The sequence below is a fragment of the Arthrobacter woluwensis genome (assembly GCF_900105345.1).
Taxonomy (GTDB): Bacteria; Actinomycetota; Actinomycetes; order Actinomycetales; family Micrococcaceae; genus Arthrobacter_E; species Arthrobacter_E woluwensis.
The window spans coordinates 2,291,297-2,312,077 of record NZ_FNSN01000003.1; the positions used below are offsets into that span (position 1 = coordinate 2,291,297).

Annotated in this window: 17 protein-coding genes; 3 read left to right on the forward strand and 14 right to left on the reverse strand. The window is 68.1% G+C overall.

Annotation, left to right across the window (positions count from 1 at the left end):
- Positions 1–186 precede the first annotated feature (186 nt).
- The 8 genes from secF to pdxT form a co-directional block, all read right to left on the reverse strand.
- Entirely contained in the window at positions 187–1,191 is a 1,005-nt protein-coding gene (secF, locus tag BLV63_RS11165) for a protein translocase subunit SecF (protein ID WP_066212736.1), read from the reverse strand.
- Between the two features lie 2 nt (positions 1,192–1,193).
- Complete coding sequence (secD, locus tag BLV63_RS11170) at positions 1,194–2,951, reverse strand: protein translocase subunit SecD (protein ID WP_066212738.1); 1,758 nt, start codon at positions 2,949–2,951, stop codon at positions 1,194–1,196.
- Positions 2,952–3,002: 51 nt separating this feature from the next.
- Positions 3,003–3,401, reverse strand: coding sequence for a preprotein translocase subunit YajC (gene yajC, locus BLV63_RS11175; RefSeq protein ID WP_066212740.1), 399 nt, complete (start codon positions 3,399–3,401; stop codon positions 3,003–3,005).
- Positions 3,402–3,557: 156 nt separating this feature from the next.
- Entirely contained in the window at positions 3,558–4,655 is a 1,098-nt protein-coding gene (gene ruvB, locus BLV63_RS11180) for a Holliday junction branch migration DNA helicase RuvB (protein WP_066213119.1), read from the reverse strand.
- A gap of 4 nt (positions 4,656–4,659) precedes the next feature.
- On the reverse strand, positions 4,660–5,301 hold the full coding sequence (gene ruvA, locus BLV63_RS11185; protein WP_066212742.1) for a Holliday junction branch migration protein RuvA: 642 nt from the start codon (positions 5,299–5,301) through the stop codon (positions 4,660–4,662).
- A 68-nt stretch (positions 5,302–5,369) separates the two neighbouring features.
- On the reverse strand, positions 5,370–5,948 hold the full coding sequence (ruvC, locus tag BLV63_RS11190; RefSeq protein ID WP_066212744.1) for a crossover junction endodeoxyribonuclease RuvC: 579 nt from the start codon (positions 5,946–5,948) through the stop codon (positions 5,370–5,372).
- Positions 5,949–5,976: 28 nt separating this feature from the next.
- On the reverse strand, positions 5,977–6,732 hold the full coding sequence (locus BLV63_RS11195) for a YebC/PmpR family DNA-binding transcriptional regulator (protein ID WP_066212745.1): 756 nt from the start codon (positions 6,730–6,732) through the stop codon (positions 5,977–5,979).
- 2 nt (positions 6,733–6,734) lie between these two features.
- On the reverse strand, positions 6,735–7,421 hold the full coding sequence (gene pdxT / locus BLV63_RS11200) for a pyridoxal 5'-phosphate synthase glutaminase subunit PdxT (RefSeq protein ID WP_066212747.1): 687 nt from the start codon (positions 7,419–7,421) through the stop codon (positions 6,735–6,737).
- Positions 7,422–7,554: 133 nt separating this feature from the next.
- Between pdxT and asnB the strand changes: the two genes are divergently transcribed.
- Positions 7,555–10,233 (forward strand): asparagine synthase (glutamine-hydrolyzing), encoded by a 2,679-nt coding sequence (asnB, locus tag BLV63_RS11205; protein WP_066212749.1) that lies wholly within the window; start codon positions 7,555–7,557, stop codon positions 10,231–10,233.
- Positions 10,234–10,374: 141 nt separating this feature from the next.
- Here asnB and BLV63_RS11210 read toward each other — a convergent pair whose 3' ends face one another.
- On the reverse strand, positions 10,375–11,493 hold the full coding sequence (locus BLV63_RS11210) for an FAD-dependent monooxygenase (RefSeq protein WP_066212752.1): 1,119 nt from the start codon (positions 11,491–11,493) through the stop codon (positions 10,375–10,377).
- A 94-nt stretch (positions 11,494–11,587) separates the two neighbouring features.
- On the opposite strand from BLV63_RS11210, the gene BLV63_RS11215 reads away from it, so the two are divergent.
- On the forward strand, positions 11,588–13,600 hold the full coding sequence (locus tag BLV63_RS11215; RefSeq protein ID WP_066212755.1) for a M3 family metallopeptidase: 2,013 nt from the start codon (positions 11,588–11,590) through the stop codon (positions 13,598–13,600).
- Positions 13,601–13,783: 183 nt separating this feature from the next.
- Here the strand turns inward: BLV63_RS11215 and pdxS are convergent, their stop codons facing one another.
- From pdxS to BLV63_RS11240, 5 genes are all read right to left on the reverse strand, one after another.
- Positions 13,784–14,713 carry a pyridoxal 5'-phosphate synthase lyase subunit PdxS gene (gene pdxS / locus BLV63_RS11220; protein ID WP_139244757.1) on the reverse strand — a complete coding sequence of 310 codons (930 nt, stop codon included), beginning with the start codon at positions 14,711–14,713 and terminating at the stop codon, positions 13,784–13,786.
- A gap of 232 nt (positions 14,714–14,945) precedes the next feature.
- Positions 14,946–15,557 (reverse strand): phosphatidylinositol phosphate synthase, encoded by a 612-nt coding sequence (pgsA, locus tag BLV63_RS11225; protein WP_066212762.1) that lies wholly within the window; start codon positions 15,555–15,557, stop codon positions 14,946–14,948.
- A 4-nt stretch (positions 15,558–15,561) separates the two neighbouring features.
- A complete protein-coding gene (locus BLV63_RS11230) occupies positions 15,562–16,206 on the reverse strand; it encodes an HIT family protein (protein ID WP_066212764.1) in 645 nt (214 codons plus the stop codon).
- A gap of 2 nt (positions 16,207–16,208) precedes the next feature.
- The gene (gene thrS, locus BLV63_RS11235) at positions 16,209–18,218 is read right to left on the reverse strand and encodes a threonine--tRNA ligase (RefSeq protein WP_066212766.1); all 2,010 of its coding nucleotides are present in this window, start codon (positions 18,216–18,218) and stop codon (positions 16,209–16,211) included.
- 137 nt (positions 18,219–18,355) lie between these two features.
- The gene (locus BLV63_RS11240; protein WP_066212768.1) at positions 18,356–19,210 is read right to left on the reverse strand and encodes a helix-turn-helix transcriptional regulator; all 855 of its coding nucleotides are present in this window, start codon (positions 19,208–19,210) and stop codon (positions 18,356–18,358) included.
- A gap of 122 nt (positions 19,211–19,332) precedes the next feature.
- On the opposite strand from BLV63_RS11240, the gene BLV63_RS11245 reads away from it, so the two are divergent.
- Positions 19,333–20,769 (forward strand): MFS transporter, encoded by a 1,437-nt coding sequence (locus tag BLV63_RS11245; RefSeq protein WP_066212772.1) that lies wholly within the window; start codon positions 19,333–19,335, stop codon positions 20,767–20,769.
- The last annotated feature ends 12 nt before the right edge of the window (positions 20,770–20,781 follow it).

Sequence of the window (20,781 nt, forward strand, 5' to 3'; positions counted from 1 at the left end):
GCTCGGCACCCACGGGTGCCTCATCCTCCGGGGTCGAACCCGGTGCTGAACCGTCCACCACAGTTGTTCCTCCCCACGGACTTAATTCACCAATTCTAATCCGTCCCCGCGGCTTAAAAGGACGAAAGGCCGTCCTCACCTGCAGGTGAAGACGGCCTTTCGGTGTCAGGACCGATCGACGGCGCCTCAGACGCCTTCGGCGACGGCCTCACTGCGGCCGCGCCGCTCGTGAACCTTCGCCGCCTGAGCCTTCAGCGCGGCCTCGCCGTGACGCAGCCACGCGTAGAGCGGCGCGGAGACGTACAGGGTGGCGAGGGTGCCGAGGATGATGCCCACGAACAGCGCGAGCGAGAGGTCGCGCAGGGTGCCCGCACCCAGCAGACCGGCCCCGATGAACAGGATCGCGGCCACCGGCAGGACAGCGACGACACTGGTGTTGATCGACCGGACCAGAGTCTGGTTGACCGCCAGGTTCACCTCCTCGTCGAAGGTGCGGCGCGTGGAGGTCAGCAGATCGGCGGTGTTCTCCCGGATCTTGTCGAAAACCACCACCGTGTCATATAGCGAGTAGCTCAGCACCGTCAGGAAGCCGATGATGGCGCTGGGGGTCACCTCGAAGTCACTGACGGCGTAGATGCCGGCCGTGATGATGAGCGTGACGGCCATGCCGGCCAGAGCCGCCAGGGACATCTTCCAGGTCCGGAAGTACAGCGCCATCAGCACCGCGGCGAGAAGCACGAAGATGATGAGACCGAGCAGGGCCTGCTGGCTCACATCGGCGCCCCAGGTCGGGCCGATGAAGGTCGAGGTGACCTTGTCGTCACCCACGCCGTAGGCCTTGGCCAGGCTGTCGCGGAGCTGCGTGGTCTGCTCATCCGTCAGCTTGTCCGTCTGGACGCGCATGGTGTCGCCGGCGATGTTGGCGACACGCGGGGCGGACCCCTGCACGACCTGCCGCACCGCGTCCTCGCCGAGGCGCTGATCGGTGCTGTGGACATTGGAGATGGTGAACTCGGAGCCGCCCCGGAACTCGATGCCGAGGTTGAAGCCGCCCTTGAGCACGGGCACCATGATGGAGAGCAGGACCGCCACACCGGCGATCAGCATCCAGAGCTTCTTGCGTCCCACGAAGTCGTAGGAACGCTTACCGGTGTAGAGCTCGTTGCCGAAACGTGCGAAGACTGTTGACATGGCTACTTGCCTTCCTTTCCGGCGTCTTCCGCCTCAGTGCCCTGCTCGCGCTCGGCACGACGGCGTTCGGCGATGGTCAGACGGCGTTCGGCTTCGGCCTGGGCACGGCTGTTCTTGGCCGGCACCGGGGCGCCGGCGGTCACCAGATCCTCGGGTGTGCGGACACGGCCGGCGCCGCGGTACAGCGGCACGGCGCCCAGGTTCCGCGGGTCCAGACCGGAGAACCGGTGCCCTTCGCCGAAGAACTTGGTCTTGGCGAGCAGCTGCAGCGTCGGGTGCGTGAAGAGGAACACGACCAGAAGGTCGGCGAGGGCCGTGAGGCCGAGCGTGAAGGCGAAGCCTCGCACGTTGCCCACCGCCACGAAGTACAGCACGACGGCGGCCAGGAGGTTCACGGCCTTGGATGCCAGGATGGTGCGCTTGGCGCGGCGCCAGCCGTTCTCCACCGCGGCCACCAGACCACGCCCGTCACGCAGTTCATCACGGATGCGTTCGAAGTACACGATGAACGAGTCCGCCGTCTGGCCGATGGCCACGATCAGACCGGCCACACCGGCCAGCGAGAGGCGGTAGTTCTGCGCCCATCCCAGCAGGGTGATCGCCAGGTACGTGATGACACCCGCCACGACCAGGGAGGCCACGGTCACGAAACCGAGGGCCCGGTACTGGAAGAGCGAGTAGACGACCACCAGCAGCAGACCGATGAGGCCTGCGATCAGACCCATCTTGAGCTGCTCGCCACCGAGGGTCGCGGAGATCTGCTCCTGGGACTGGATCTCGAAGCTGATCGGCAGTGCGCCGTACCGGAGCTGGTCCGACAGGGCCTTGGCGCTGGCTTCGGTGAAGTTGCCCGTGATCTGCGGACGGCCATCGGTGATGACGGCCAGCGATCGCGGAGCGGACAGCACCTTGTCGTCCAGCACGATCGCGAACTGCGCGCGCGGATCGCTGCCGTTCTCGCCGCCGCCCGCGACGTAGAACTGGTTCAGACGCTGCGTGACGTCCTTGAAGATCTTGGTGCCCTGGTCGTTGAACTGGATGTTCACGGCCCACTCATTGGTCACGGCACCCTGACGGCCCTGCTGCAGACCGTAGGAGGACGTCACGATGTCCTGACCCTTGACCTCGACCGGCCCGAGGACGTACTTGATGGCAGGCTGTCCGTTCGCGGCCGGCTGGCACGTGACCAGCGGCTTGGTCGGATCGGAGCGCTTGACGCCACCCTTGTCCAGGGTCGAGCAGTCCATCGCCTCGAACTCCTTCAGCACAGGCGCCGTGATCCAGGCACTGTCGCTGGCGTCCTTCGGCGTCGTGGGCTTCGGGAGCTTGCTGGCGGGGGTGCGCTGCGCTTCGGGGACCGGCGTGCCGGCCCCCGCCGTGATGACCGGCCGGAAGTTCATGTCCGCCGACGCCTGGATCAGGTCGCGCTCCTCCTTGGTCGGAGTGCCCGGCATCGAGACGACCACGTTACGGCCGCCCTGTGTGCTGATCTCCGATTCGGAGACGCCGGAACCGTCCACACGCTGGCGGATGATCTCCACCGCCTGGTTGAGCTGCTCCGAGCTGACCGAGGCGCTGCCCTCGACACGCGGCGCCAGGATCATCTGGGTGCCGCCTTCGAGGTCGAGGGCGAGTTTGGGCGTCCAGCTGGATGCGCCGGATAACGCTCCCCCGGCCACGACTGCTGTCATGGCAAGGGTCAAAGCGACAAGCCAGAGCAGCGTTCTGCGCGCCACCCTTACGGGGCCGGTCTTAGCCATCTATGAGGTCCTTTGGGGCTACGTGGCAAGGCCACGGAAGGTGTTCAGGGGCTACTTGCTGTCGCCGTTCAGGCGCTTGAGAGTCTCTTCCGGCGTCTCGGCGGCGGTGCCGGGCGCGACGTCGTCCTTGACCGTCTCGGGGAGCTCGGCGGCCGGGGCGGTCTGCGCCTCGGTCACGGTCTCCTCGGCCGGCACGGCGGTCTCAGCGGCGGCCGGCTCGACGACCTTCGCGATCGCCTGACGGTGCACGGTGGCCAGGTGGCCGGGGGAAAGCTCCAGGACGACCTTGTTCTCCGCTTCATCGATGGAGCGGATGGTGCCGAACAGGCCGAAGCTGGTCATGACGTCGACGCCCGGCGCGAACTTGGACTGCATCTGCTGCTGCTGTTGCTGGGTCTTCTTGTTCCGGCGCATCATGAAGAACATCAGGACGGCCAGGGCGGCCAGCATCAAGAGCAAGGTGGGATCCACGGATCATTTCCAATCGTTGCGTTCAGGCAGGGGGTCGCCGCACCCGTGAAGGGGCGGGCGTCAACACAGTCTACGGGCAAAAACCGGGAGAACAGTGTCAAGCGGCCAGGCGCAGCGATGCCGGGCGTTCCCGCGTCAATCGCTGAAGCCGGACCCGTCGTCGTCCAGCAGAAGGGGCTGGAACGCCTCCTCCACGAGGCCCGCCGCGGCGAACTGCTCCCGGCCGAACACCCCGTCCGGCACCACGAAACCAAGGTGCGTCCAGGCTGCGGCCATCGCGATCCGCCCGCGGGGCGTGCGCCCGACCAGCCCTTCACGGACCAGGAACGGCTCGGCCACCGTCTCCACGGTCTCCGGCTCCTCCCCCACGGCGATCGCCAAGGTGGACAGCCCGACCGGGCCTCCGCCGAACTTCGTCACCAGGGCCTCCAGCACGGAGCGGTCCAGGCGGTCCAGACCACGCGAGTCCACTTCGTACATGTCCAGCGCGGCTCCCGCGGTCCGGGCGTCGATCTGGTCGATCCCGTGGACCAGGGCCCAGTCCCGCACCCGGCGAAGGAGCCGGTTGGCGATACGGGGAGTGCCGCGCGAACGGCCCGCGATCTCGCTGAACCCGGCGGAGGAGACCTTCAGGTCGAGGAGTCCGGCGGAGCGCCGCAGCACCAGCTCGAGTTCCTCCACGGCATAGAACTCGAGGTGGCCCGTGAATCCGAAGCGGTCGCGGAGCGGCCCGGGCAGAAGACCGGCACGCGTCGTGGCGCCGACCAGGGTGAACGGCGGAAGCTCCAGCGGGATCGCCGTCGCGCCCGCCCCCTTGCCGACCACGATGTCGACCCTGAAGTCCTCCATCGCCATGTACAGCATCTCCTCGGCAGGCCGGGACATGCGGTGGATCTCATCGAGGAAGAGCACCTCGCCTTCACTGAGCGAGGAGAGGATGGCGGCGAGATCACCGGCGTGCTGGATCGCCGGACCGCTGCTGATGCGCAGCGGCGCATTCATCTCGGCTGCGATGATCATCGCGAGCGTCGTCTTGCCCAGGCCGGGAGGGCCGGACAGGAGCACGTGATCAGCGCTCTTGCCGCGCAGGCGGGACGCTTCCAGCACGAGCTTGAGCTGCTGCCGGACCCTGGCCTGACCGACGAAGTCATCGAGGTTCTTGGGCCGCAGCGCGGCTTCGATCACCCGCTCCTCGGGCTCTTCGCATCCCCGGACCAGGGAGTCTTCGGGCAGACCGTCAGCCACGACCGCTCCTCACCCGGGCGCCGTCCTGGCCGAGCCAGCGGAGCGTGGCCCTCAGGATCTCGGGAACGCTGCCGGCCCCGGCGAGGTCCGGAGAGTCCTTGAGCGCCTTGTCGATGTTGGAGGCGGCGTCCTTCTCGCTCCAGCCGAGGCTCGTGAGCGCCGCGACGACCTGCGGCTTCCAGGCCTCTTCGCCGGACACCGGCAGCAACGGCGTGCCAGGTGAACCGGTCCCGTGCGGCACCAGTTTGCCTTTGAGCTCCAGCACGATCCGGCCGGCGACCTTCGGCCCGATGCCGGGAACGGTCGTGAACGCCTTGCTGTCCTCGCCGTGGGCCGCCACGCGGATCGCCTCGGGGTCCAGCACGGCGAGCACCGCAAGCGCCAGCCGCGGCCCCACGCCGCTCACGGTCAGCAGAGTCTCGAAGACCTCGCGCTCGTCGTCGTCGGCGAAACCGAAGAGGGTCAGCGAATCCTCACGCACGATCAGCGCGGTGCTGACCCGCGCCTCCTCCCCGAGACGCAGGGCGGACAGGGTCTGCGGCGTGGCCTGCACGGCCATGCCCACCCCTCCGACCTCCAGGACCGCACTGGAGAGCCCCAGATGCGTCACGGTTCCACGGAGCGAGCTGATCACGGCGACCCCTCAGTAAGTTTGTGCCATTCGAACATTTCTACGAATAGGCTAGCAAGACGATCCCTGGGTCAGCGACCGCGCCGCGCCCGGGCTTCGGCCTCGGCCCAGGCCTTCTGTGCCGGAGTGAGCGAGGCGTGGCCGGGCGCCGACGTCGCCGCGGCGGCGCCACTGCCGGCGCGCCAGGCATGCGTGATGGCCAGGGCCAGGGCGTCGGCGGCGTCGGCGGGACGGGGCGCCACCCCCAGCCGGAGGATCTTGGTCACCATGCGGGTGACAGCTTCCTTGTCGGCCCGGCCACTGCCGGTCACGGCGGCCTTGACCTCGGACGGCGTGTGGAGGGCCACCGGGATGCCTCGCCGGGCGGCCGCGGCGATGACCACGCCGGACACCTGGGCCACGCCCATCACCGTGCTGACGTTCTGCTGCGAGAACACCCGCTCCACCGCGACCACGTGCGGCTGATGACGGTCGAGCCACTCATCGATCGCATTGGCGATCACGAGCAGCCGCTGATCCAGCGGCTGCTCCGCCGCCGTGCCGACGACGCCGACCGCCACCATGGTGGCCCGGCGGTCGCCGGCGACGTCCACGACCCCAAGACCGCAGCGTGTGAGCCCCGGGTCGACCCCGAGAACCCGCAGGCTCACGGCAGGAGCCCTTTCACGGGGACGATGACTACTCGGCCTCGAGCTGAGCGTGGACCTCTTCGCTGAGATCGGCGTTGGTGTAGACGTTCTGCACGTCGTCCAGCTCTTCCAGCGCGTCAACGAGCTTGAGGAACTTCTTGGCGCCGTCCAGATCGAGCTCGACCTGCATGGACGGAAGGAACTCGGCCTCATCGGTCTCATACTCGATGCCGGCCTCGTTCAGGGCGTCACGGATGGCCTGCAGATCGCCCGGCTCGGAGTGGATCTCCCAGTTCTCGCCCTGGTCCTTGACCTCATCGGCGCCGGCGTCCAGCACGACCATGAGCAGGTCGTCCTCGCTCAGGCCGTTCTTCGGCAGGCTGACCACGCCGCGGCGGGTGAAGAGGTACGCCACCGAACCCGGGTCGGCCACGGTGCCGCCGTTGCGGGTGATGGCCAGGCGGACCTCGGAGGCTGCACGGTTCTTGTTGTCCGTGAGGCACTCGATCAGCAGGGCGGAACCCTGCGGGCCGCGTGCTTCGTACATGATCTCGGTGTAGTCGACGACTTCACCGGTCAGACCGGCGCCGCGCTTGATGGCGCGGTCGATGTTGTCATTGGGCACCGAGTTCTTCTTGGCCTTGGACACGGCCAGGTCGAGCGCCGGGTTGCCGGAGAGGTCCGGTCCGCCCATCCGCGATGCGACCTCGATGTTCTTGATGAACTTGGCGAACGCCTTGGCACGCCTGCCGTCGATCACGGCCTTCTTGTGCTTGGTGGTAGCCCATTTGGAGTGACCCGACATGCCTACGCTTCTCCTTTGATCATCCGGATGAACAGTTCGTGAACGCGCAGCTCCCCCGTCACTTCGGGATGGAAGGACGTGGCGAGCAGATTGCCCGAGCGAACCGCAACAATTCTAGCCCGTGAATCGAGTGTCGCCGCGGACGGCATCTCGTCCGGGTGCAACTGGGCGAGGACCTCGACGCCTTCGCCGACCGACTCGACCCAGGGTCCGCGGATGAAGACCGCGTGAACGGGGGCCACGCCGTCGCCGTCGCGGCCGGCCGAGAATTCGAGGCCACCGAAGTCCACATCGACTTCGAAGGACTCGCGCTGACGCCCGAAGGCGTTGCGGCGCACCGTCATGTCGATGCCGCCGAACGTCTGCTGGGGGTTCCCCTCAAGGTCCAAAGTCGGATCCTCGATCCGGTCGGCCAGGAGGATCATCCCGGCGCAGGACCCGTACACCGGGAGTCCTTCCGCGATCCGCTCGCGGAGGGGCTCGGACAGTTCGAAGGCGCGGGCGAGCTTGTCGATCGCCGTCGACTCACCGCCGGGGATCACGAGGCCGTCGACGCCGGCCAGCTCGGTCGGGCGGCGCACGGGAACGGCGCGGCCGCCCACCTCGTGGACGGCCTTCAGGTGTTCTCGGAAGTCGCCCTGCAGGGCGAGCACGCCCACCAGAGGGGCGTCAGAGGGAGGAATTCGCACCTTGACAGTGTAATCAGCCGCGACGTCGCGGCCGCCCCGTGTGACGCCCGCGACGTTCCCCCGCTCCCCTGGCGAGGGCCACCCACCCAGTAGCATTGGTCAGGACCTGTTATCTATCGAAGAGGTGCGCAGTATGTGCGGAATCGCCGGTTACCACGGCTTTGGGGAGAACGAGGAGATGCTCAAGGCCATGAGCGCCTGCATCGTTCACCGTGGCCCCGATGGTGAGGGGTACTTCACCGAGGCGAATGTGGGACTCGCGCACCGCCGTTTGTCCATCATCGACGTCGCGCACGGCCAGGAGCCGATGATCAGCGCCGACGGCGACTTCGTCCTCGTCTACAACGGCGAGGTCTACAACTACCTCGAGCTGCGCGCCGAGCTGGAGGCCCTGGGCCGCACGTTCCGCACCCAGTCGGACACCGAGGTCGTCCTGCAGTCCTACGAGGAGTGGGGCACCGAGGCCTTCGACCGGTTCAACGGCATGTTCGGCCTCGCCATCCTGGACAAGAAGCGCAACGTCACCGTGCTCGCCCGCGACCACTTCGGCATCAAGCCGGTGTACTGGGCGAACGCCGGCACCGAGGACGAGCCCCGCGTGATCTTCGCCTCCGAGATCCGTCCGATCCTGGCCACCGGCCACATCGAGGCCGCCCCGAACGAGCGCATCCTCTACCGCTACCTGCAGTACCGGATCCACGACGACACCGCCGAGACCTTCTTCGCCGGTGTCAACAAGCTGCTCCCCGGCGAGATGATGACCATCGACAACGCCACGGGCCGCTTCACCATCGAGAGCTTCACGCGGCTGCGCCAGGAGCTCGAGGAACTCTCGAGCGTGAACCGTCCGTACACACCCGAGGTGACCGAGGAATACCGCCAGCGGTTCACCGAGGCCATCCGGATGCGCCTCAAGTCCGAGGTCCCCGTGGGCTCCGCCCTCTCCGGCGGCCTCGACTCCTCCGCCGTCGTCGTGACCATCAACAAGCTGATGCAGGAGCACGCGGACGCGGTCGACTCGATCGGCCCCAAGCAGAACACCTTCAGCGCGGTCTTCCCCAACTCGATCAATGACGAGGAGGCCTACGCGGACGCCGCCATCGCCAAGTGCAGCGGCAACATCGAGGCCCACAAGATCCTCCCGACGGCCGAGGGCTTCGCGGCGGACCTCGAGGACTTCGTCCGCACCATGGAGGAGCCCATCATCTCCTCCGGGCCGTACGCCCAGTACTGCGTGATGAAGGAAGCCAGCAAGCACGTCACCGTGCTGCTCGACGGCCAGGGCGCCGACGAGATGATGGCCGGCTACATCCCGTACTACTTCGCCTACCTCCGCCAGCTGCAGAAGGCCGGCGACTACCGGAAGCTCCTCAAGGAGGCCGGCCAGTCCCTGGACATCTTCTACCGCCTGGGCCGCTTCCGCCTGAAGTCCAAGCTCACCGCCAAGAAGCGCGTGACCATGGGCCAGCTCCTCAACAAGGAGTTCACCTCCGGGTACCGTGGCGAGAAGTTCGGCAACGTGCCGGACAACATGAAGGCCCGTCTCATCGACGACCTCTTCCACAAGTCGCTGCCCTCGCTGCTCCGCTACGAGGACAAGAACACCATGCGCTTCTCCCTGGAGGGCCGCGTGCCCTTCCTGGACAAGGAAGTGGTGAAGTTCCTCTTTAGCCTGTCCGATGAGGCCATCATCAAGGGCGGCTGGAACAAGCGCATCCTGCGGGACGCCACCCGCGGGCTGCTTCCCGAGAAGATCAGCAACCGTCGCAACAAGATCGGCTTCACCACCCCCGAGGTGGAGTGGTTCCGCATCATGAACGAGCGGATCTACAAGATCTTCATGTCGAACTCCTTCTACAACCGCCCGTACTGGAACCGTGAAGCGGTCCTGACGGCGTTCGAGGAGTACCTCAACGACAAGAACGACGCCGACACCATGGTGTTCTGGCGCCTCATGAACGTCGAGCTGTGGTTCCGCGAGTTCATCGACAAGGACGAGACCCCCGCGGACGTGAAGCTCAACAAGAGCGACTACGAGCCGAACCCGGGCAAGGACCTCGGCATCGAGTCGGCCGGCACCACGTTCCTCCGCTTCCCGCTCCAGACCGAGGTCTTCGCCAAGGACACCGAGCTGGCTCCCGCGGTGACCCAGTACCCGGCCCGCTTCTTCGACGGTCTGGAAGGCGCCCCGGCGAAGGTCCAGGACGCCGTCGAGAGCGCCCGCCGGGACGGCCGGAAGTGGTACCTGCTGGTGAGCGAGAAGATTGTCGCCATCACGCAGGGCCGCTCCTTCCCGGTCTGGGAGATCAAGGTGACTCCTGCCGCACGCGTGCTGAGCAAGTTCGTCACCCGCACGCCCGCCGGCATCGGCCTGGGCAGCCCCTGGTCCATGCAGATCGCCATCAACGAAGTCGGTCTGCCCCTCATCGCCAAGGCCGCCGCGGCGTCCGTGGTGGGCAAGTTCCAGGGCAAGAGCGGCGTCTTCTACGACGTGGTCGGCAACAACATCAACGCGATCGACGGTGCGACCCCGTACAGCCTCGGGGCGGCGAGCAACTCCGTGAAGCTCGCCCCGAAGGATCCCGAGGGCGTGGCACGTGCGCTGAGCGCCGAGATCCGCGCGACCCTGCCCGACGAGGCGGTGGAGAACTTCGGCGGCGTGGCCATCATGGACGCCAACGACCTGGGCGTCGTGGTCATGGGCCACGACACCGCGCTTCCTACCGAGACCATCGCCGGGATGTTCAAGGACAATCCGCAGGGTCAGGGCGCCCAGGCGACCCCGATGTCCCTCGTGGTGACGCAGGCCTGATCCGGGCCCCGTCCTGAGGGAAGGCCCCCACCGGATGATCCGGTGGGGGCCTTCCCGCGTCCGGGTCCGGTTCTCAGTCAGAGCTTTATGCCGTCAGGGCGTCTTCTGTGAAGTGCACTTTCCTCTCAGAGCACCTTCCCTTCAACGCGTCCGACGACGGCGGTGGGCCACCTTCCCCATGAACCGCGAGGCGAGGAGGATGCGCCCCGCCGAGCGGGCCCGCTGCGCGCTGTAGCGCTCGAGCAGCGCCACGACGTCCTGCCCCTCCCGATGATCCTCCCTGTCTCCCCCGGCGCCGGACACGAGGCCGCACAGTGCCGCCGCATCCTCGAAGCCCGCCCCGGCACCCTGCCCGAGGTCCGGGGTCATGGCGTGAGCGGCGTCGCCCGCGAGGGCCACCCGACCCCGATGGAACACCCTGAGGGGCCGGGCGAGGTCGTGGATGTCGTGACGCAGGACGGCGTCGTCGGGTGTGGCATCGATCAACGCCCCCACGGTCTCATACCAGCCGGCGAACTCGCGGCGCACGGCGTCCTTCTCGGAGGCGAGGCCCCGGGAAACCGCGGTCTCCCCCGCCGGGTGGCTCGCCACGGCGAACCAGTAGACCCTGCCGTCCGCGAGGGGCACGGTGCCGAACCGGTGTTCCCCGGCCCAGTCCTCCCCCGCCGTGCCGCCCGTGTCCACCGGGTCCGCCGTCACGCCTCTCCATGCGGTGTACCCGGCGTAGCGCAGGCCGGGGTCGAGCCCCAGCACCGTCCGGGTGCGGCTGCGCAGGCCGTCCGCAGCGATCACCAGATCCCAGCCGCCGACGGTCCGGGGGCCGCCCGGAGCGCCGCCTCCCCCGTCGACGGTGAGGCACGCGCGGCGGAGGCGGTCGCCGTCGTCGGCCACCGAGGCAGTGGCGCCCCAGTGGAAGGTGACGTCGTCGCAGGATTCCAGCAGGAACTCGCGGAGGTCATTGCGATGGAACATGCGGACGCCGTGGTCGCGCGGGGCGGGTGCGGAGAACCGGATGCGCCCGTCGCGGCGGCGCATCGCGGTGCGCGTTCCGGACGGCGGACCGTGCGGCACACGGTCGAAGCCGTCGCCCAGGCCCAAGCGGCGCATGGCCTTCCGGCTGTTGGGAAAGAGGGAGATCCCAGCCCCGGCTGGAGGCTCCTGTCCGGCCCGTTCGAAGACCTCCACCTGGGCTCCGCGGCGTGCCAGGCCCGCCGCCGTGGCGAGACCGACCAGCCCGGCGCCGATGATCGCGATGCGCATCCAGTCCCTCCTCCTCCCGGCGTCGGGGTCTCCTCATGACTTCCCCGGCGCGTCCGCCTTGTGACACACGCCACGGCTGTGAAAGGGTCGTTTCATGACCAACCCTCTTCTGCAGCCGAGCACGCTCCCGTACGGTCTGACGCCGTTCGCCGAGCTCACCACCGAAGCCTACCGCGAGGCGATCCTCCAGGGCCTCAGCGAACACCGCGCCGAGGTCGAGGCCATCACCGGCAACGCCGACGCCCCTGACTTCCACAACACCGTCCTGGCACTGGAATCCTCCGGCGACCTGCTCGAGCGCGCCGTCCGGGCCTTCCACACCGTCTCCGGCGCGGACAGTTCGCCGGAGCTCGATGCACTCGAGTCCGAGGTGACGCCCCTGCTCGCCGAGCATGAGGACGGGATCTACCTCAACCGCGCGCTGTTCGACCGCTTCGAAGCCGTCGACGCCGACGGCCTGGAGGGCGAGGACGCGCAGCTCCTCTCGGAGTACCTCCGCCGGTTCCGCCTGGCAGGCATCGGCCTCGAGGAGAGCCAGCAGGCACGGCTCCGCGAGATCAACGCCCGGCTGTCCGCGCTCGGCACCGAGTTCTCTCAGAAGGCCAAGGAGAGCGTGAATGCCGGCGCCCTTGTGGTGGACACCGAAGAGGCCCTCCGCGGGTTCGATGCCGAAGCCATCCGTGCCGCCGCCCAGTCCGCCGACGAGGCCGGGCACGCCGGCAAGTTCCTCGTGCCTTTGATCCAGCCGAGCAGCCAGCCTGCGCTGTCCATCCTGGAGGACCCCGGCACACGCGCGCAGTTGCTCGCCAACTCCCTCGCCCGCGGCATCCAGCCCGGCGAGCTGGACGTCCGCGAGAACATCCTGGAGCAGGCACGTCTCCGCGCCGAGAAGGCAGAGCTGCTGGGCTTCGCCAACTTCGCGGAGCTGTCCGTGCAGGATCAGACCGCGCCGGGTCTGGAACCGGTCCTCGAGATGCTGCACCGCATGGCGCCCGCGGCCCGCGCGAACGCCGAGCGTGAAGCGGAGGCGCTGGCGGCGTCGGCGGGTCATCCCATCGACGCCGCCGACTGGCAGTTCCACTCGGACCGGGTCCGCAATGAGCGGTTCCAGGTGGACGAGCAGGAGCTGTGCCCCTATTTCGAGCTCGACAGCGTGATCGAGAACGGCATCTTCCACGCGGCTGGCAAGCTCTTCGGCCTGACCTTCACCGAGCGGCCCGACCTCAAGGTCTACCACCCCGACGTCCGCGTCTGGGAGGTCTTCGAGGAGGACGGCACTCCCCTGGGCCTGTTCCTGGGCGACTTCTTCACGCGTCCCTCCAAGCGCGGTGGCGCCTGGATGAACTCCCTCGTGGAGCAGTCCAGCTTCGCCGGGACGTCGCCCGTGGTCTTCAACACCCTCAACATCGCCCGCCCCGCCGACGGCGAGCCCGCGCTGCTGACCCTCGACGAGCTCCGGACCGTCTTCCACGAATTCGGCCACGCCTTGCACGGCCTGCTGTCGAAGGTGAAGTACCCGGGGCTGTCCGGTGCCAACGTGCCGCGGGACTTCGTGGAATACCCGTCGCAGGTCAACGAGATGTGGATCTTCCACCCGGAGGTGCTGTCCCACTACGCCCGCCACCACGTGACCGGTGAGGCGCTGGACCCAGCCGTGGTGGAGCGCCTCGACGCCGCGCAGCTCTGGGGTCAGGGCTTCGGGACCACCGAGTATCTGGGCGCCGCCCTGCTCGACCTGGCCTGGCACTCCTTCGGCCAGGGCGACGTTCCCGAGGACGTGGAGGGCTTCGAGCGCGCGGCCCTCGGCCGGGCCGGGCTGGACTGGGACCTGGTGCCGCCGCGGTACCGCTCGGGGTACTTCCAGCACATCTTCGCCGGTGGCTGGTATGCCGCGGGCTACTACTCCTACATCTGGAGCGAGGTCCTCGACGCGGACACGGTCGAGTGGTTCCGCGAGAACGGGGGCCTCACCCGTGAGAACGGCGAGCACTTCCGGAACGAACTGCTCAGCAGGGGCAACAGCCGCGACCCCCTGGACAGCTTCCGGGCCTTCCGCGGCCGCGACGCCGAGGTCGCCCCGCTGCTGAAGCGCCGCGGCCTGGCCTAGCAGCCGCCCCACGGCCCGGGATGACACGACGACGGCGGCCGGCCACCTTCCAGCGAAGGTGACCGGCCGCCGTCGTGCAAATGCGTGTCGTGCGCGCCCGGCTCTCTCGGCTCGATAAGAGAGGGCGCAGAGGCTCAAAAGGCGGGGCGCCCCGCGCCCCGCCTTTTGAGAGGCGTCCGAACGTTACCAGCCGCGCTCGGCGAACTGGATGGAGCGGGCCGGCTCGTCGACGTTGATGCCGACCATGGCCTCGCCCAGGCCGCGGGAGACCTTCGCGATGACCCCGGGGTCGTCGTAGAAGGTGGTGGCCTTGACCACGGCGGCGGCACGCTGGGCCGGGTTGCCGGACTTGAAGATGCCGGAGCCCACGAACACGCCGTCGGCGCCGAGCTGCATCATCATGGCGGCGTCGGCCGGGGTGGCGATGCCGCCGGCGGTGAAGAGGACCACGGGCAGCTTGCCGGTGGCCGCGACCTCCTTGACCAGCTCGTACGGGGCCTGCAGTTCCTTGGCGGCCACGTACAGCTCGTCCTCGGGCAGGGCCGAGAGCTTGGCGATCTCGGAGCGGATCTTGCGCATGTGACCCGTGGCGTTGGAGACGTCGCCGGTGCCGGCCTCGCCCTTGGAACGGATCATGGCCGCACCCTCGTTGATGCGGCGCAGGGCCTCACCGAGGTTGGTGGCGCCACAGACGAAGGGGACGTCGAAGTCCCACTTGTCGATGTGGTTGACATAGTCGGCCGGGGTGAGCACCTCGGACTCGTCGATGTAGTCGACGCCGAGGGACTGCAGGACCTGGGCCTCCACGAAGTGGCCGATGCGGGCCTTCGCCATGACCGGGATGGACACGGCCTCGATGATCTGGTCGATCATGTCCGGGTCGGACATGCGGGAGACCCCGCCCTGGGCGCGGATGTCCGCGGGAACGCGCTCGAGGGCCATGACGGCCACGGCGCCGGCGTCTTCGGCGATGCGGGCCTGCTCGACGTTGACGACGTCCATGATGACGCCGCCCTTGAGCATGTCGGCCATGCCCCGCTTGACGCGGCTGCTGCCGGTGACGACTCGCTGCTTCGCATCGGCGGCATTGCCGTTGGTGTTCTCGCCGTTCAGTTCAGCTGTAGACACAAAAAACCCCTATGGGTATCAGAAAATGGCGTACGCCAGGAACACGCGGCCAAACTCACGCAGTGTCTCCCGACCGGCGGCAGAACGCCGCCTGCGGACAAGTCTAATAGCTGTCCGACGGCGGCACCGCCCGTGAGGCGCGCCCGCGTAACAGACAGGCGAAGCCTCGGCTCGGGTCACTCCCAGGCCGAGGCTTCGCCGGATGTCTGCTCCCCGGTCAGCGGACGGCGGCCGCCTGACGCCGGACCGTCTCGACGCGCTGCCCGATCGTGAAGAGCGATGCCAGAGCGAGCAGCACGAGCGTCACGAGCAGGACCACCGGCGGCAGGCCGAGCCCTGTGAGTCCGGTCATGACCAGCAGGGCGACGAGCCGCTCCGCACGCTCGGCGATGCCCACATTGCACTCGAAGCCGAGCGCTTCGGCCTTCGCCCGCGCATAGGACACGAGCATGCCGAGGACGAGGCATGCCAGGGCGGCCGTCGCGATGACCGGATCGTTCCCTCCGGTGAAGTACCAGAACGCGACCGTGGAGAACAGCACCCCGTCCACCACACGGTCCAGCGTCGAGTCGAGGAAGTTGCCCCACAGGCCGTGACGGCCGGACAGGCGCGCCATGATGCCGTCGACCACATCCGAGAAGATGAACACCGTGATCGCCACGGTCCCCCAGAAGAGCTGCCCCTGCGGGTAGAAGATGAGCGCGGAGACGACGGCGCCGAGTGTGCCGGCCACCGTCACGGCGTCCGGACTCACCCCGGCTTTGAGCAGCGCCTTGGCAAGAGGAGTGAACAGGCGCGTGAAGAAGGTGCGCGCGAAACGGTTGAGCATGGGCTCAGAGGTCCCCTGCCGCTGCCGTGTGTGCGGCACCCGCCACGTCGCCGTCGTCGTCCGCCGGCCAGCCCTCGGCCAGCAGCTCCCGGACTTCACCCAAGGTCTGCGTGATCGCCTTGGTCTGCGCGATGATCGGCAAGAAGTTGCCGTCCCCGCCCCAGCGCGGCACCACATGCTGGTGAAGGTGCTCGGAGATCCCGGCGCCGCCCACCTTGCCTTGGTTCATGCCGATGTTGAAACCGCCCGGACGGGACACCTTCTGCAGCACGCGGATGGTGGTCTGGGTGAGGGCCGAGAACTCGGCGGTCTCCTCCTCCGTCAGGTCCGTGTAATAGGACACGTGGCGATAGGGGCAGATGAGGGCGTGCCCGGGGTTGTACGGGTACAGGTTGAGGATGACGTAGCAGAGCTTCCCCCGGTGCACGATGAGCGATTGCTCGTCGGAACGGCCCGGCGCCACGCAGAACGGGCAGGAATCCGGGTGGTCGTACTGCTCCTGACCACCCTTGATGTAGGCCATCCGATGAGGGGTCCACAGGCGCTGGAAGGCGTCCGGGACGCCGGGGAGCTGGAAATCGTCGGTCACGGCTTCATCAGAGGTCGTGCCCGTCCCGGAAGTCTCCGCAGCGCCTGTGGGTTCCGTCATGCCTAGAGGGTCCTGTTCTTCACGGCGTCGACGATCCGCTGCACGGCTTCCTCGACCGGCACGCCGTTGTCCTGGCTGCCGTCACGGAACCGGAAGGACACCGCACCGTTCTCGGCGTCCTCGCCCCCGGCGATCAGGACGAAGGGCACCTTGTCCTTGCTGGCGGTGCGGATCTTCTTCGGGAAGCGGTCGCTGGACGCGTCCACCTCCACCCGGATGCCGGCCTTCTTGAGCTTCGCCGCCACCTCATAGAGGTAGTCGTTGAACGCCTCGGCGACCGGGATGGCCACGACCTGAACCGGCGCGAGCCACGCGGGGAACGCCCCGGCGTAGTGCTCGGTGAGGACACCCATGAAGCGCTCGACCGAACCGAAGAGCGCCCGGTGGATCATCACGGGACGCTGGCGGGAGCCGTCCGCGGCCTGGTACTCGAGTTCGAAGCGCTCCGGCAGGTTGAAGTCCAGCTGGATCGTGGACATCTGCCAGGTGCGCCCCAGGGCGTCCTTGGCCTGCACGGAGATCTTGGGGCCGTAGAACGCGGCTCCACCCGGGTCCGGCACGAGCTCCAGCCCGGATGCCTCCGCCACCTCGGCGAGGGTGCGGGTGGCTTCCTCCCAGACCTCGTCGCTGCCGACGTACTTCTCGGGGTCCTTGGTGGACAGCTCCAGGTAGAAGTCGTCCAGGCCGTAGTCCTTGAGCAGCCCGAGCACGAAGTTGAGCGTGCTGGTCAGCTCGTCCTTCATCTGCTCCTTGGTGCAGTAGATGTGAGCGTCGTCCTGAGTCATGCCACGGACACGGGTCAGGCCGTGCACCACGCCGGACTTCTCGTAGCGGTACACCGAGCCGAACTCGAAGAGCCGCAGCGGGAGCTCGCGGTAGGACCGTCCGCGGGAGCGGAAGATCAGGTTGTGCATGGGGCAGTTCATGGGCTTGAGGTAGTAGTCCTGGCCCGGCTTGCGCACGGTGCCGTCCTCATTGAACTCCGCGTCGACGTGCATCGCGGGGAACATGCCGTCCTTGTACCAGTCCAGGTGGCCCGAGACCTCGTACAGGTGCCCCTTGGTGATGTGGGGGGTGTAGACGAACTCGTAGTCGGCTTCCACGTGCCGCTGGCGGGAGTAGTCCTCCATCGCCTTGCGGATGATGCCGCCCTTGGGGTGGAACACCGGCAGACCGGAGCCCAGCTCGTCCGGGAAGGAGAAGAGGTCCAGTTCGACGCCGAGCTTGCGGTGATCGCGGCGCTCCGCCTCGGCCAGGCGCTCCTGGTACTCCTTGAGGGCTTCCTTGGTGGGCCACGCGGTGCCGTAGATGCGCTGCAGCGGCTTGTTGTTCTGGTCGCCCAGCCAGTAGGCGGCCGAGGAACGGGTCAGTGCGAAGGCGTTGGAGATCAGCTTGGTGTTGGGCAGGTGCGGGCCGCGGCAGAGATCGCACCAGACCACGTCGCCGCTCTTGCGGTCCACGTTGTCGTAGATCGTGATGTCGCCTGCGCCGACCTCGACGTTGACGCCCTCGCCCGCTTCATCGGCGGAGTCGGCCTTGCCGAGCAGTTCGAGCTTGTACGGCTCGTCGGCCATCGCCTCACGCGCCTCCTCCGGGGAGACGACACGGCGCACGAACTTCTGGTTCTGGTTGACGATCTTGAGCATCATCTTCTCGAGGGCCTTGAGGTCCTCGGGGGTGAAGGGCTCGGCGACGTCGAAGTCGAAGTAGAAGCCGTCCTTGATGTACGGACCGATGCCGAGCTTGGCATCCGGACGCAGCTGCTGCACGGCCTGGGCCATGACGTGCGCGGTGGAGTGGCGGAGGACGTTCAGGCCGTCCGGGGAGTCGATGGTGACGGACTCGATCTCGGCGCCGGCCTCCAGGGGCTGGTCCAGATCCTTGAGCACACCGTCGACACGCATGACCACCACGTCACGGCGATCGAAGAACAACTCCGCGCCAGTGGTGCCCGCGGTCACCTGGGTCTCGTCTCCGTCGACTCTGAGGGTGATCTGTTGGGCTTCTGACACGGTGTCTCCTGTTCATCTTGCGGCTTCATGACTTGCGGCATACGGGACCACAGCCAGCCACCGAACAGTCTAGTACGAGCGCCGGGAGCGCTCGGCACCGGTTCCCTCAGGAACGGATGAACCCGGAGTGGCGCCGCTCAGGCCGCGGCGCTGGTCAGCGGCTGATCCTGCTCCAGCCGTGCGAGGAGTTCCAGGCGTTCGGCGCTCACAGCGTCCGCCGGGGCGAACCAGACGATCCGCGTTCCAAGGGTCTCGTCGGTCCACAGGCTCGTCATGCTGAGATTCAGCTCACCCAACTGGGGGTGACGGAGCCGCTTGAGGGCGTTGCGCTCACCGGAGACGTCGCCACGGGCCCAGAGCTCCCGGAACACCGGGGAGGCGTCCTGGAGCTCCTGGATGAAGCGCTGCCATTCGGGATACTCCCGATGGCGGCCGTAGGCGGCGCGGAGACGGGCGGCGATGCGCCGCTGAGCGTGCTCGAGATCCACGTGCGCCTTCTGCCATTCCGGAGCCGTGAACAGCAGCCGCGCGCAGTTGCGCTCCCCCACCGGGATCCGGTCGAAGTCCGTGAACAGATACCGGTAGGAGCGGTTGTAGGCGACGATGTCGAAGCGGGCGGTCTGAGCGGCCGCCGGGTAGGGCATGAGCTTGGCGAGCAGTTCGTGGTGCGAGTCGTTCAGGCAGCTCATCGGGGCACGCTCGGGGATCGCGGCGCCGGCCAGCGCGAACAGGTGATCCCGTTCGTCGTCACTCAGGAGGAGCGCCCGCGCGATCGACGTCAGCACCTGCTCCGACGCCGCGATGGGCCGACCCTGCTCGAGCCACGTGTACCAAGTGAGTCCGACGCCGGCGAGCTGGGCCACTTCCTCGCGCCGGAGACCCGCGACGCGGCGCCGCGCGCCCCGTGGCAGCCCCACGTCCTCCGGCCGCAGCCGCGCCCGACGGGAACTCAGAAATTCCGCGAATTCCTCGCGGCGTGCCGAAGTGGACATGTCTCCTCCTGCAGCGATCCTCTCACGCCCGTACGCGGCCGGGAGCACTTGGGCCGGGTGCTGTCACTACCAGGATAAACAGGCTCCTGGCACCAGGATAAGGAGCGGAGCAGAGTGGTCCCATGACCACCGCGCCCACCGCCTCAGCAACGACCACGCTCCACCCGGTCCCCCCGGCCTCCGTGCCGATCTGGCGCTATCTCGGCCTCGTCCTGGCGCCCGGCGTCGGGTCCTACGCCTTCAACGCCGTCACCGTCTCGCTTTCGCAGCTGCACACGGAGTTCTCCGCGTCCGATGCCGGGCTGGAGCTCGTCGTCGCCGGCTACGGGATCCCCTTCGCCACGCTGCTCATTCTGGGCGGGCGCCTCGGTGACCGCTTTGGCAGGCACCGCATGTTCACCCTCGGAATGGTCGTGTTCCTCGTGGCGGCCCTGGCCTGCTCCTTCCCGCCGAACCTCGGGGTCCTGATCGCCGCACGGATCGCACAAGGCCTCGGCGCCGCGCTCTGCACGCCCCAAGTGCTCGCCACGATCCAGGCGACGAGCGTGGGCGCGGCCCGCGTGCGGGCCATCTCCGCCTTCGGGGCCAGTGGCGGCATCGGTGCGGCGCTCGGTCAGGTGGCCGGCGGGGCGCTGGCGAGCGTCACGTTCGGGCCCCTCTCCGGCTGGCGCGCCGTCTACTGGCTCGCCGCGGCCATCGCGGCGGCCGCCGTCGTGCTCGGCCGCTTCGCACCCCGCAGCACAGCCCATGAGGCCGTGGACATCGACGTTGCGGGCACGCTCCAGCTCGGCGGCGGCGTCCTGCTGCTGGCCGCCGGTCTGACGTTCGGGCCGTCGCTCGGCTGGCCGTGGCCGGTGCCGGTCGCGCTCGTGGTGGGCGCGGTCCTTCTGCTCGCACTGTGGCGGCATCAGAACCGGATCGAACGGTCCGGCCGTGTGCCCCTCCTGCCGCCCAGCATCCTGCGTCTGCCGGCCCTGCAGACCGGGCTGCTCGCCGCCGGACTGTTCTTCGCCGGGTACGGAGCGATCCTCTACGTCATCCCGCGCGCCCTGGAACACGGTCTCGGCCTGACGCCCCTGGACGCGGGCCTCCTCCTGCTTCCCTTCGCCCTGGTGTTCACGGCCGTGTCCCTCAGCCTGTCCAGGATCCAGCGGTGGCTCGGGGACCGCACGCTGTTCTGGGGCGTCACGCTTCAGGGGGCGGCGCTCGTCCTGATCGCCGCGACCGTCCTCCTGGCCTGGACCCCGGCGCTTCCGTTGCTGCTGCAGCCCAGCCTGGTGCTCCTGGGCGCCGGACAGGCGATGATCTTCTCCCCGCTCACCCAGGCGGTGGTGCGCGAGATCCCAGTGGAGGCGGCCGGCCTGTCCGGCGGGCTGTTCGGCACCGTGCAGCAGCTCGCGCTCTCCCTGGGCGTCATCCTGATCGGCGGGATCTGCACCGCGGCAGGTCTGACGGGCCAAGCCGAGTTCGCCGCGGGAACGTTCCTTGACCTCGGGATCGCCCTGATCGTGGTGCTCCTGGCCCTCCGGCTGAACCGCCGTCGAACGGCTCATGAATAAGCCGGTCGGGGG